At 36.6% G+C, this 13,256-nt stretch carries 13 protein-coding genes and 1 other annotated feature; of the genes, 3 read left to right on the plus strand and 10 right to left on the minus strand.

All coding sequences use genetic code 11. The annotated features are described in order from the left end of the window. Positions 1-88: 88 nt before the first annotated feature. From bioB to ACIQ7L_RS07065, 7 genes are all read right to left on the minus strand, one after another. On the minus strand, positions 89-1,087 hold the full coding sequence (gene bioB, locus ACIQ7L_RS07035; RefSeq protein WP_400567772.1) for a biotin synthase BioB: 999 nt from the start codon (positions 1,085-1,087) through the stop codon (positions 89-91). Further along, complete coding sequence (bioC, locus tag ACIQ7L_RS07040) at positions 1,041-1,898, minus strand: malonyl-ACP O-methyltransferase BioC (RefSeq protein WP_400567774.1); 858 nt, start codon at positions 1,896-1,898, stop codon at positions 1,041-1,043. The genes bioB and bioC overlap by 47 nt, the downstream gene beginning before the upstream one ends. After that, positions 1,864-2,604, minus strand: a complete 741-nt coding sequence (locus ACIQ7L_RS07045; RefSeq protein ID WP_400567775.1) for an alpha/beta fold hydrolase — start codon at positions 2,602-2,604, stop codon at positions 1,864-1,866. Before ACIQ7L_RS07045 ends, bioC begins: the two co-directional genes overlap by 35 nt. Continuing rightward, the gene (bioF, locus tag ACIQ7L_RS07050) at positions 2,601-3,788 is read right to left on the minus strand and encodes an 8-amino-7-oxononanoate synthase (protein WP_400567777.1); all 1,188 of its coding nucleotides are present in this window, start codon (positions 3,786-3,788) and stop codon (positions 2,601-2,603) included. Before bioF ends, ACIQ7L_RS07045 begins: the two co-directional genes overlap by 4 nt. After that, complete coding sequence (bioD, locus tag ACIQ7L_RS07055) at positions 3,754-4,482, minus strand: dethiobiotin synthase (RefSeq protein WP_400567779.1); 729 nt, start codon at positions 4,480-4,482, stop codon at positions 3,754-3,756. Before bioD ends, bioF begins: the two co-directional genes overlap by 35 nt. Further along, on the minus strand, positions 4,482-5,915 hold the full coding sequence (bioA, locus tag ACIQ7L_RS07060; protein WP_400567781.1) for an adenosylmethionine--8-amino-7-oxononanoate transaminase: 1,434 nt from the start codon (positions 5,913-5,915) through the stop codon (positions 4,482-4,484). The genes bioD and bioA overlap by 1 nt, the downstream gene beginning before the upstream one ends. A 76-nt stretch (positions 5,916-5,991) precedes the next feature. Further along, a complete protein-coding gene (locus ACIQ7L_RS07065; RefSeq protein ID WP_400567783.1) occupies positions 5,992-6,348 on the minus strand; it encodes a hypothetical protein in 357 nt (118 codons plus the stop codon). Positions 6,349-6,492: 144 nt separating this feature from the next. After that, positions 6,493-6,713: a binding site (T-box leader), on the plus strand. A 260-nt stretch (positions 6,714-6,973) separates the two neighbouring features. Between ACIQ7L_RS07065 and nhaC the strand changes: the two genes are divergently transcribed. Further along, positions 6,974-8,347, plus strand: coding sequence for a Na+/H+ antiporter NhaC (gene nhaC / locus ACIQ7L_RS07070; protein ID WP_400567784.1), 1,374 nt, complete (start codon positions 6,974-6,976; stop codon positions 8,345-8,347). 133 nt (positions 8,348-8,480) lie between these two features. On the opposite strand, the gene cpdB is transcribed toward nhaC, so the two are convergent. Then, entirely contained in the window at positions 8,481-10,736 is a 2,256-nt protein-coding gene (gene cpdB, locus ACIQ7L_RS07075) for a bifunctional 2',3'-cyclic-nucleotide 2'-phosphodiesterase/3'-nucleotidase (RefSeq protein WP_400567786.1), read from the minus strand. Positions 10,737-11,023: 287 nt separating this feature from the next. Between cpdB and ACIQ7L_RS07080 the strand changes: the two genes are divergently transcribed. Further along, complete coding sequence (locus ACIQ7L_RS07080; RefSeq protein ID WP_400567788.1) at positions 11,024-11,809, plus strand: GDSL-type esterase/lipase family protein; 786 nt, start codon at positions 11,024-11,026, stop codon at positions 11,807-11,809. A 140-nt stretch (positions 11,810-11,949) separates the two neighbouring features. Then, on the plus strand, positions 11,950-12,396 hold the full coding sequence (locus ACIQ7L_RS07085) for a MarR family winged helix-turn-helix transcriptional regulator (RefSeq protein ID WP_400567790.1): 447 nt from the start codon (positions 11,950-11,952) through the stop codon (positions 12,394-12,396). Between the two features lie 23 nt (positions 12,397-12,419). Here ACIQ7L_RS07085 and ACIQ7L_RS07090 read toward each other — a convergent pair whose 3' ends face one another. Then, positions 12,420-12,593 carry a hypothetical protein gene (locus tag ACIQ7L_RS07090; protein ID WP_170958150.1) on the minus strand — a complete coding sequence of 58 codons (174 nt, stop codon included), beginning with the start codon at positions 12,591-12,593 and terminating at the stop codon, positions 12,420-12,422. Positions 12,594-12,652: 59 nt separating this feature from the next. Then, entirely contained in the window at positions 12,653-13,204 is a 552-nt protein-coding gene (locus ACIQ7L_RS07095) for a DUF2062 domain-containing protein (protein ID WP_400567793.1), read from the minus strand. Positions 13,205-13,256: the final 52 nt, after the last annotated feature.

Here is a 13,256-nt window from a genome sequence, read left to right on the forward strand (position 1 = left end):
GAAACTCGCTTCCATAAAGGCTTCTAAGCATTTTATTACAGTTTATTTACAAAAAAACAAGCCCGGCAAGGAGCTTGTTTTTCACATTTTATAATGCACATTCCTCAATTTCAAATCCTAAATCTTCAATCATACCCCAGTCTGCTGTTGGCTCTTGGCCAGCTGTTGTTAAATAATCACCAACAAAGATTGAATTTGCTGCGAATAAACCAAGAGGCTGTACAGAACGCAAATTAATTTCGCGACCACCGGAAATTCGAATTTCTTTTGACGGATTCACAAAGCGCATCATCGCTAACACTTTTAAGCATTCTACCGGCGTTAATTCCTTCTGTCCTTCAAGCGGCGTCCCTTTTACAGCAACAAGGAAGTTGCATGGAATAGAATCCGCATCTAAACGTTGTAATTCAAATGCAATTTCAACACGCTGTTCTGGCGTTTCTCCCATTCCAAAGATTGCACCAGAACATGGAGAAATACCAGCTTGCTTCGCTTTTTCTACTGTATCCACGCGATCATCATACGTATGTGTTGAACAAATGCTATCGTAATTGTTTGCATGTGTGTTTAAGTTATGGTTATAACGATGAACACCTGCTTCTGCTAAGCGCCCTGCTTGGTCCTCATTTAAAAATCCTAAGCAGCAGCAAATTTTTAAATCTGTTGTTTCCCTGATTTCTTTTACTGCTCCAATCACATGATTTACTTCTTTATCCGTTGGACGACGTCCGGATGCAACAATGCAATAAGTGCCCGCCTTACGACGAACTGCTTCGTGTGCTCCTTCAACAATTTTTTCTTGTGTTAACCATGCATACTTATCGATTGGGGCTTCTGAAACGATAGACTGCGAACAGTACCCACAATCTTCTGGACATAATCCAGATTTCGTATTAATAATCATATTTAATTTCACTTTTTTACCAAAATGATGATGGCGAATGATATAAGCTGCATTCATAATTTCTAATACTTCTGTATCATCGGCTTCTAAAATCGCTATCGCTTCCTCTTTCGTTATCTGTCTACCCTCTACTACTTCAGATGCAATTTGTTTCCAATCTGTTCTTGTTTGTACTTGTTTCATTCTTTCTCTTCCCCTCTTTTTCAATATAGGCAAATAAAGCATGATACGTTGCCACAATCTCCCCTTCTTCCGTGAAATCTCTTTCGTATATACGAATCATTGTTCGAAAGATAGAAGGACTTTGACAATAAGATTCTTCATTGCTATTCGTCGCGCCTACTTTCCGAATGGATTGCAGAAACTCTCGAACTTCAGCAAATCTTTCTATGTAACATGTTTCAGAAACATGAACATCCCCTGTTCCAATCTCGCATACATCTTGCAACTGTTCTGTTGTTAAAAAGCGTTGTCCAACAGAGACACTATTTTGTATATTTCTTTCTTCTTTAGCACGTTGAAATGCTGCATGAAGCTCTTGAAATGTTTGATTTCCAAACGTTGAAAACAATAACAAACCACCATTGGACAAATAACGATATAAATTTCCGAGCGTTGCTTGTAAATCATTTAACCATTGAAATGTTGCATTTGAAATAATGACATCATACGATTCATCTACTATAAGATTTTCAATGTCTTCACACCGAAATGTAACAGCATCCACATGACGTCTTGTTTTTGCAACGGCAATCATACTTTCAGCGAAATCAATAGCTGTAATATGAGCTTTTGGAAATGAAATCGCTAGCTGTTCTGTTACATGCCCTGTCCCGCACCCCAGCTCTAAAATACGGATTGAAGACATCTCGTTATACTGTTCCTTTAACCTAGAAAGTAAGTAATGAGCCATCTTTTTTTGGACATTTGCATGTTGATCATAGGATACAGCTGCTCCATTAAATCGTTTCTGTAATAACGTTTTGTTGATCATTTTGTATCCCCTCTACAAACTTGTTAATTTCATTTACGCAATATTCAAAATTCGTTACGCAAAGTGCATGCCCCGCTCCATTTATGACTCTGAGTGTTGCATTCGTATTCTCTTGTATATAATAAGCGGCGGAAAGTGGACATATCGTATCCTTTTCTCCATGAAGAAGTAATAGCGGCATCTTTAGGTGCTCCAATTGACTTCTCATATCCGCCTCTATTAAATAATCAAGTCCAAGCTGTAAAGATTCTGTGGAATCACCTAGAAAACGCTCTGCAATCCTTTCAAATGTTTCTCTATCACGCATCTCTTGCTTTGCAAACATACTTGTATAGAAGCGCTTCAATGTATCGTCTTTTCGCTTTGTCAAATTTCTTTTCATTCGTTCTACAAAAGAACTGTTCCATCCACTCGCATAGTCTTCAGCTACTGTAAACTTAGCCGTACCACCTAGTAAAACCATTCCTTTCGTCCGTACTTGTTTGCAAGCTTGTAGAGCAGCCAATGCGCCGAGTGACCAGCCAACTAAAATCACCTCTTGTCCGGCTGCCCCTTCTATCACTCGCTCTGCAAAATCACGATCTGTTTTCATATTACGCCATGAAATAACTTGAACAGAATAATCTTGAAAGTATGAGCATAATGCGGTATATACCTCTTCTTCCATGCCCCATCCAGGAATAAAAATAAGCTTTAGCTGTCTCATGCCAAGATCCCCTCTTCTTTACCAATTCGAATAATCTGCTCAATAGCCCATTCTAAATCAGACTTTAAGTGCTGAGAGGTAACCGCAAATCGAATTCGCGAACTATTTTGCGGAACTGTTGGTGGCCGAATTGCAATCGCTGCAATACCGACTTCCTGTAATTTCTCACTAAAACGCATCACAGTTTCATTCGATCTAACAATAACAGGGACGATATGCGTTGAGCTATCACCAATGTTAAAGCCTGCTTCTTGCAAAGCATTGCGGAAATATGTTCCGTTTTCTAAAAGTTGAAGTCGTCTCTTCCCATCTTCTTTAACAATTTCAATTGCCTTCTTCATTGCACCGAGTGTTCCTGGTGGTAAAGCGGTGGTAAAAATAAAGCTTCTCATCATATTCTTCATATAATCTATGCAAATTGCATCTCCTGCCAAATATGCACCATAACACCCTAATGCTTTACTAAACGTTCCCATATGAATGTCAATTCCCTCAGAAAGCCCTTGCTCCATATGCGCTAAACCGGCGCCATCTTTCCCGTATATTCCACCTGCATGTGCTTCATCAACCATGAGAAGTGCTCCATACTTTTCTTTTAGCATGACTAACTCCTTCAGGTGTGCAACGTCACCATCCATGCTAAAAATTGTGTCTGTTACAATTAATTTCCGTTTTGTAAGTGGTGCGATTCGTAATAATTTCTCTAAATGTTCCAAATCATTATGACGATACCTTTTGTGTTCTGCGCCACTAAGTACGATCCCATCAACAATGCTTGCATGATTCAACTTATCACTAAAAACAATGTCGTGACGACCCACTAAAGAAGAAATCGCTCCAACATTTGCAGTATATCCACTATTCACAATTATTGCTTTTTCAGTTTCTTTCCAATTGCATATACTCGTTTCAGCCTCTTCATATAATGGATGATTCCCTACAACAAGACGTGATGCCGTTGCTCCAGTGCCATATCGATTTGTCGCTATCATAGCGGCCTCTTTTAACCTTGCATCTCCTGCTAACCCTAAATAATTATTCGATGCTAAATTCAACATCCTTTGATCATTTCGAATCAGCCATGTTTCTTCGGACTGCTCCGTTACATATAAACGACGATACTGTGCTCGTTCCTTTAGATGCTCTATCTTAGATTGAAGATGTGCGCGCCACGTTTGATCCATTTTGGATGAACTCCTCTAATTTTGAAATCATAATGTGGTCCTTCGCTGCTTCTAATAATTCCTCGCGCGTAAACCCTTCTCTAAGCTCTGGTAGTAATCCAAGAACTGGCACACCACTTAATTCTTCAATCATCTCTTTATTTTCCTGCACTCGTTCCATCTCACATTCTTTGCAACCAGATAAAATAACACCAATAACTGTTAAACCATGTGCTTTCGCATAGGAAATCGTTAGAACCGTATGATTCACAGTCCCCAATGTCGGACGTGCCACAATAATAAGTGGTAGTTTTAATTCCTTTGCAAAATCAACAACTAAAGCATCTTCTGTGTATGGAACTGCAAGACCACCTGCTCCTTCTACAAATAAACTATCGAATTCTTCTATCAATTCATTATAATGAGATGTAATTTGTGCCAACGTTACAGTTTTTCCCGCTCGTTTCATGGCAAGTCTTGGTGCAAGAGGTTCTTCAATAGAATAAGGACAAATCCTATGAGTCTCTGTCACTACTCCTGATGCAGCTTTCAATCTAGCTGCGTCACCTTCTGGGTTCGAGGCAATATGTCCGCTTTGCAAAGGTTTATATACCCCTATGTTATATCCACGATTTCTAAGTACTCCTGCTAAAGCGCCTGTAACAACGGTTTTCCCAACTTCCGTATCCGTTGCTGTTATAAAAAAGCCGCTCATTATTCTCCCTCCGTAACATCTGCAATTGCTTGATATAAAATGCGCAACATTTCATCAATCTCATCTATCTTAGATGCTAACGGTGGCATAAATACAATTGTGTTACCGAGCGGACGTAAAATCATTCCTAGTTCTCTTGAGCGTTTACAAACTTCCATACCTACTCGCTCATTCCAATCAAATGGCTGTTTCGTTTCCTTATTTTTCACCAATTCAATACCAATCATCAATCCACACTGACGAATATCTCCAACATGCTTGTATTCATACAGTCCTTCCAATTTTTTTGCTACATGGTCTGCTTTGTATGCAACATCTTTTACTAGATTTGTTTTTTCATAAAGTTCTAAATTCGCAATCGCCACAGCGCACCCTAATGGATTACCTGTATAACTATGACCATGGAAAAATGTTTTTTGCTCTTCATAGTCACCTAAAAAAGCATTATAAATTTCATCTGTTGTCACAGTAATAGCCACTGGCAAATAACCACCTGTCAATCCTTTTCCAGCTGTTAAAATGTCAGGTGTAACCTCTTCATGTTCACAAGCAAACATTTTTCCTGTACGGCCAAATCCTGTCGCTACTTCATCTGTAATGAATAAAACATTATATGTTGTACATAGGTCGCGAAGGCCTTTCAAATATCCTTTTGGCATTGTAATCATGCCACCAGCACCTTGCATTAATGGCTCTACAATGATTGCTGCAATCTCTTCATGCTTTTCTTTCAATAGTGCTTCCATTTCTTCCAAATGCTTTTGAACAATTTGTTCTTTGTCATCTCCATAAGGAGAACGATATGTATATGGATAAGGCATTTTTATCGCATCGAATAAGAGCGAACTATACACTTGATGAAACAAATCAATCGCTCCTACTGAAACCGCCCCGATTGTATCTCCATGGTATGCTTCTTTTAATGTAACAAACTTTTGTTTTTCAGGTTTTCCTTTATGCTGCCAATATTGAAAAGCCATCTTAATCGCAATTTCAACAGCTGTAGAACCAGAATCTGAATAGAATACTTTTTTCAAACCTTCCGGAACAACATCAATGATCTTTTCTGCAAGTAAAATAGATGGTACATTAGCAAGTCCTAACATAGTAGAATGGGCAACCTTATTTAATTGTTCACGAATTGCCTCATCTAATTCTGGAACATGATGGCCATGAACATTGAGCCAAATCGATGAAACACCATCCCAATAACCATTGCCATTTACATCATATAGTTTACGTCCTTCTCCTCGTTCAATAATAACGGGATCCTCCGCTAGGTAATCTTTCATTTGTGTAAATGGATGCCATACATACGCTTTATTCTTTTCTGCTAAATCTTCATATGTATAAGTTATTCTTTTACTTGTATTACTACTAACAGTCACAATTGTCACCCCTAATGTTAACTTTAATATAAATATAGTTAACATTAAAACCAGAACACTGTCAATTATTTTAAATTATTTGGTTCTTAAAAAAGAACGACTTATCATAAGATAAGTCGTTTTACTCTCCATGTTGAATCTTTCCGATTTCCAAAATAATTTCCTCATCTTTCTTTCCTTCTGTATCAATTCCAAGTTGCTTTGCATGTTCTATTAACAATTCGTGACGCTTCTCAAACCTCGCTGTATTTAACTCTTTTTGAATCTCTTTCTCTGTTTTCCCTTCAAGAGAAACCCCTAATTTAGCCGCTGTTTTCTCCTTATTCTGTTCTTCCTTCACCTTTTCTAATTCCTTTGTTTCTGCTTTCTGTACATTTTTTTGTTTCGATTGATCTGGTGATGCTGCAAGTGCTGTATAAATCCCCGCGCTGCCGCCAAGAATAAGTAAGGTTGTAAAAAGAAGTACTTTTTTCTTCATTCACTTTCCCCCTTTTCATTTTCATTATAACGCACAAATGAGGTAGTTAAAAAACATTCTCCCATTATTTTCTTTAAAAAAACAATAAATATATTTGTTGACATATGAGATAGATATGTGATAAAAATTTAACTAACATCATATGAATCGGCGATGATAGGATTTAGTAGTATTTCGTTTCCTGATTTCAGAGAGCTGGTGGTTGGTGCGAACCAGTACAGAACGAATTATGAATTACCCCCTGGAGCTTCTTTTACGAAACGTTTGGAGTAGTAAAAGACGGTTATGAACCGTTATTTCTACAGAGTGGTGAAATGAAACTGTTTCACAATTTAGGGTGGTACCGCGATTTTTTCGTCCCTGCATATATTGCAGGGGCGTTTTTTTATTTCCTTTGGTGTGTATTTCCTCCCTTTATTTTGTGTTACCTTCATTTCACAAGCTAGGGTGGTACCGCGATTTTTTTCGTCCCTGCATGTATATGCAGGGGCGTTTTTTATTTTTATGATGTTAAACAATTACCGGTAATTTGTCAAAAAATTCAAAATTTTAAAAGGAAATATGCAATATTGGCGAATTTTATATAAAAAAGAAAACTATTTTAGTTTATTAGGAGGAGCAAACAATGGTTTCAAAAATTGAATCTATTCTTTTAACAGTGTTCATCTTTTTCTGTATTGGCTTTAGCGTTATTAAATTAGAAACTTCACCACATATTCCTATTTTATTTGGCATTATTGTATTGTTGACATTTGGATTTATTAAAAAAATCTCTTGGTCTGATATGGAAAAAGGAATGATAAGTAGTATTTCAGCTGGTATTCCATCTATTTTTATTTTCTTACTTGTTGGTGTATTAATTAGTGTCTGGATTGCAGCTGGGACTATTCCAACACTAATGGTATACGGCTTCCAACTTGTATCACCAAAAATTTTCATTCCGACAGTCTTTGTTGTTTGTTCAATTGTTGGTACAAGTATTGGTAGTGCCTTTACAACAGCAGCAACAGTAGGGCTTGCTTTTATGGGAATGGGTACTGCTCTTGGATACGATCCATCCCTTATTGCCGGGGCAATTATTTCCGGGGCTTTCTTTGGAGATAAAATGTCTCCTTTATCCGATACAACAAACTTAGCTCCGGCTGTAACAGGTGTAGATTTATTTGAACATATTCGAAACATGCTTTGGACAACGATTCCTGCTTTCATTATTGCCTTTATTGCTTTTTTCATTTTGGGAAGTGGATCTTCAGGAAATGTTGATTTCTCTACTTTTACAAATACATTAGAAAAAAATGCAACTATCTCAATTGTTACACTCACACCGATTCTATTACTGTTTTTATTCGCTTTCAAAAAGGCCCCAGCTGTTCCAACACTACTTGCTGGAATCGTAGCTGGCATTATCATCCTCTTTATTTTCAAGCCAAGTACTTCACTTGCCGATTTAATGAAGATTATGCAAGACGGCTATGTGTCTAATACAGGTGTAAAAGATATTGATAGTTTATTATCACGTGGTGGTTTACAGAGTATGATGATGTCAATTGCACTTATTTTCCTTGCTCTTTGTATGGGCGGATTGCTACAAGGAATGGGTATTATCACACAGCTTATGAACATCATTTCTAATTTTGTTAAGACGAGTACACGTTTAATTATTTCTACTGCTTCAACAGCAATTGGTGTTAACTTCTTGCTTGGTGAACAATACCTATCCATCGTTTTAACAGGACAAGCATTTGCTAATAAATACGATGAAGTTGGTTTAAAACGACGTAATTTATCACGAGTACTAGAAGATGCTGGTACAGTTATTAATCCGCTTGTACCATGGGGTGTAAGTGGCGTCTTCTTGGCAAACGTACTAAGCGTCCCAACAGTTGATTATGTTCCCTACTCAATCTTCTGCCTAGCTTGTCCGGTCGTTACAATTATTGTTGGATTCACAGGATTCGGACTTTCATGGAAGAAAGAACAATCTGTTACCGTTTCTTAATTGAACTCCCCCCCGCCTTCACTTCATTTAGAAGAAGGGGGCTTCTCGGTTAAAATGATAAAATTATAAAGAAAAAGAGGATTACCACCACCAGGAATCCTCTTTTTCTTTATTCTGCTCTTTACATGTCGTATTATCTATTTGCTTTTTTTCTTCTAAATAGCATGAACATACCTGCTCCCACAAATGCAAGTCCTGCTCCAATTGTAGAAAAGACGTTTGCTCCTGTTTTTGGCAAGTCACGATCTACTTTGTTTGTTTTTTTATCTTCACTTACTTTTGCTGGTTCTGTTTTATCTTTATTTCCTGTTTCAGCAGTTGTCTCTGTTCCAGTTTGATTTCCATCTTGTTTTTGTTCATTTGAATTATTACCTTCACCTGTCGTTGGTGGTGTTGAGCTATCCCCACCGTTCTCTTCACCTGTTGCTTGATTATTATCATTCTTTTTCGTTAGATCAATAGCATATTTCGCAAACTCATTTTCAGATGGACCAACATAAGAGATTTTTCCGTCTTTCGGAATATACTTTTGTGCATTTGGTGAAGAATCAAATGTAGTATTTAATTTTTCAGCAGCAATTGGTTTAAATGTCCAGTTTTGATCTGCTGTCGGATTAATAACAGGTGTTTCTTGCATATACTTCACAATAACTTGACGTGTTTCATCTTGGGATTGATATACCACTTCACCTTTACTTACACCAGGGAATGTTTGGCTACTACCACGATAGTTGTTTGTTGCAACAATAAATTCTTGATCATCAGTTATCGGTTTTCCATCGTACGTTACATTCACAATACGATTTGCACTTTGATTTACTACTTTTCCATCTTTATCATATTTTGCTGGCTGTGTAACATCAATTTCATATTTCACACCATCTAAAATATCAAAGTTATATGTAGGATAGTTTATATTCACTAATGGCTGTTCTTCTGATTTAGCTGGATCAATTTGATTAAACTGGCCTGCAGACATTTCAAGCCATTCTTTTACTTGTGCACCATTTACTTTTACAGCATATAAAGTATTCGGATATACATATAAATCAGCAACGTTTTTAATCGCTAAAGTTCCTGCTGGAATATCCGTATAATAAGTTGCACCATTTCGTCCACCTGCTTTAAACGGTGCTCCTGCAGATAATACTGGGATTCCCTTATATTTGCTGTACTCTCCATTTTCGGCAAATAGCTTTTCTACATACCATTTTTGTGCATTTGTCACAAGTTGTACAGATGGATCATCTTGTACAAGTGAAAAATAACTATTAATCGGTGCTGTTGTTGTGCCAACAGGTGTATTTACATATTTAATTGTCGCTTCATGATCATCTTTGATTTCATCAACTAATCTTTGATCAGACTCCACTAATGCATTTCCTTTACTATCAGCAATCGCACGAACTGTTGGAACAGATTTATCTTTTTGCACTTCCCACTTGCCGTCTACTTTTTTCAATTGCATATCAATAATACCTAAGTTACTACCGAAAACCCCTGGCATTACAACTGGAACACCATTAAACGTATCTGTTACTACAGTATGCGAATGTCCCATCAATACTGCATCAACACCTGGAACTTCTGTTAAATAAAACGATGCATTTTCCATCCCAACATTGTAACCGCTTTTATCAACACCAGAGTGTGCTAATGCAACAATAATATCCGCACCCTCTGCTTTCATTTTCGGAACCATTTTCTTAGCCGTTTGGATAATATCCTTCGCTTTTACTTTTCCTTCTAAGTTCGCCTTATCCCACCCCATAACTTGTGGTGGTACAAAACCCATTACACCAATTTTCACTTTTTGTTTTTGACCAGCTTCATCTTCTACTTCTTTTTCCAAAATATGATATGGTTTAAAATAATTTTCATCATTCTCTTCATTATTATCATGATCGTCTTTGTAGACGTTCGAGTTAATAACTGGGAACTCTGTTTTGCTAATTGCCTTATTTAAGTAGTCTAAACCATAGTTAAATTCATGGTTTCCAAGAGAGATGACGTCATATTTCATTAAGTTCATTAAACGATATAGTGGATGTACGTAGTTTCCATCCAAGCCTTTTTGCGCCACATAATCCCCAAGCGGCGTTCCTTGTATCGCATCCCCATCATCAAATAGGACAGAGTTCTTCGACTCTTCACGTGCTTTGTTAACAAGAGTAGCAGTTTGAACAAGACCGACTTTATTATCTGTTTTCGTTTGATAATAGTCATAGTTCATTAAGTTAACATGAATATCTGATGTTTCTAGAATTCGTAAGTTAACTGTACTCTCCTCTGCTTGTCCTTCTGCATAGGCAGCTGTTGGCAATACTTGCGGAGCCATAACGCCTAATGCCAGAGTTGCTCCTGCTAACACCTTCTTTGATTTTTTCACAAAAAATCCCCCTTATAACATTGTCCCTAATAAAATAAGTTCTCATCAAACTCTAATAAGGTATTCTCTATATTATTACTCTCTTCTTTCCCCACATTAGAGCGATACATCGTCACTTATCTGACATTATCATATCGAACATACTTTCATAACGTCAATATTTTTTGACATCCTTCTACAAATTTTCTGTAAAGTTATTGTAAACTTTTCATAAAGATATAATATGCCCTTCCATTGCTTATACTGCTGAATATGATACAATTACCAATTACAAGGAGGATAAATTTATGAAAAAAGTCATCTTAACTATTGTATGTCTCCTCCTTCTGATCATTTCTTATTCATCTTTTGAAAAGAACGATGAGACAAAACAAAAAGAAAGCAGAGAAAAAACAGCAAAAACAGCTACTGCTCATTGGATTGATAATCAAACAAATGATTCTTTTTATCATCTTGTGCTAGGCGATTCACTCGCAAAAGGATACGGTTCTACACAAGGGGGATATGCTGAGTTAGCCTCAAAGCAAATAGAAGAAAAAATTCATAAACCCATTAAAGTAGAAAATCTCGGTGTAAATGGCTTAACAACAGATCGGCTCGTTGAAAAGATTCAATCAGAAGAAGTACAACAAAAAATTAAAGAGGCAAATTTAATTACTATTAATATAGGAGGAAATAATTTATTTCGCTTAAACCGTAATGTAGGGGTTGTAGATGGAATTAAAATGTTAAATAAAGAAAAAACTCATTTTGAAACAGATGTAAAAAACATTGTATCAACAATTCGAACTCTCAACCCAAATGCCTTACTTATTCTATCTGAGCTTTATAATCCTTTACAACTTGATGATTCAATCGCTTCCTATGCAGATATGTTTTTAGATGGCTGGAATGACTCAATTTATTCTATTTCCAAAGCAAATCCTCCATCTATTGTTTTGCCCATTCGGAAGTTAATATCCAATGATAAAAAAGAATTACTGTATGATCAAGTACATCCAAACGATAAAGGCTATGCGATTATTGCTAATGCATTTACAGAGCAAGTATTATCTTATAAAGTGAAACTTTAATCAGCGGGTGCTTCATCTCCTACTAATTATTACCCCTCATCAATCGGTGTTTTGCGCGATAAATATGAAGGCTAAGCTAAACAATTCTATTTTTATACAATACTTTTTTTGTTACAATGATAATGGAAGGGGGCCTTTATATGGAATCACGCGAGTGGGAACGTATTGTTGATCATCTTCTTTCGTTAGTGCCTCTTTTTTATCGTAAATTTATGCTTCCTGGAGAGTTTTCTTCTCAAAGGCACATGCCACCATCGCATACACAGGTGTTACTGCTATTGCATGAACGTGGCACATTAGCAGTGTCAGAAATCGGAAAGCGGTTAGCGATTTCAAGGCCCAACATGACACCTCTATTAAATAAATTGATTCAAGAAGAACTTATAGAGCGTCACTATAGCGAAAAAGATCGACGGGTCATTTTAATTTCTCTTACAGCTGAAGGGAAGTTGCTAGTAGGGCAATATCAGCAATTCATTTTAAACAAACTTAAAGAAAATTTTCAAACATTATCATTTGAAGAGCGCGAACAGCTCATCCACTCTCTTCAAACGATTCAAAATTTAATTTTGAAAACAAATGTGTAAAGCTGCTTCAAAAAGAAGCAGCTTTACGATTCATAATAGTTTCCATAGTATACATTTGAATACGGCCATGTTGTTAAGTATGGTTTTCGCTCCTGAGAAGGCTGCGCTTGCTGGTATGCTTCAAACTGTTGCCTTGCATACGGAACATGGTAATAATTCACATATGGATATACTTGAGGTACATAGTAATAATACATTCATTCTCTCCTCCTTCTTTCTTAAGCATATTCAAGGTGGAAAATGAATGTGACATTCTTTATATTTGTACGAGTGGTTCTCTCACACGTTTTTTTCTTTTTTTCAAACGTAACTTACGGTTCTTTTCATATAAATAATATACGACAAAATAAGATATTACCCCAAACACAGCTCCTAAAATCGTCATTCCAATTAATACATATACTTCACTCTGTAATAAACTCTTTAACATAGTAAAAATATTGCTCGAGAACAGATCAGATATCGTATACGGTTTATGATGAATGACCTTTACTTCAAACGGATATAAAAATTTTCCTAACGCATATCCAACCGGAAACAAAAATACCGGAAGAAATGATATCTTTCCAATAAGATTGCCAATAACTGCTGCTGGAAAAGACCCTTTCGCTAAGCGTACAATTGGATAAAACATAAGATACACGAGCGATGCCGTATAAATTACTAACATTTCCAGACCAAATCCAATTGCAAATCCCAATGACACTTTCCTCGCTCCTTCTGGTGAACGGAGCAAGTTATAATAATAAAATTTCAGTACTCTCCAGATTCGCTGAAAAAACGAATATGTTTTTTTATTTGTGTGCACAATTATCATCTCTTTAATCGTATTTTCTCTTCCTAGTATGCTCTTACCTATT

The organism is Bacillus sp. NPDC094106 (assembly GCF_044764345.1).
Lineage (GTDB): Bacteria > Bacillota > Bacilli > Bacillales > Bacillaceae_G > Bacillus_A.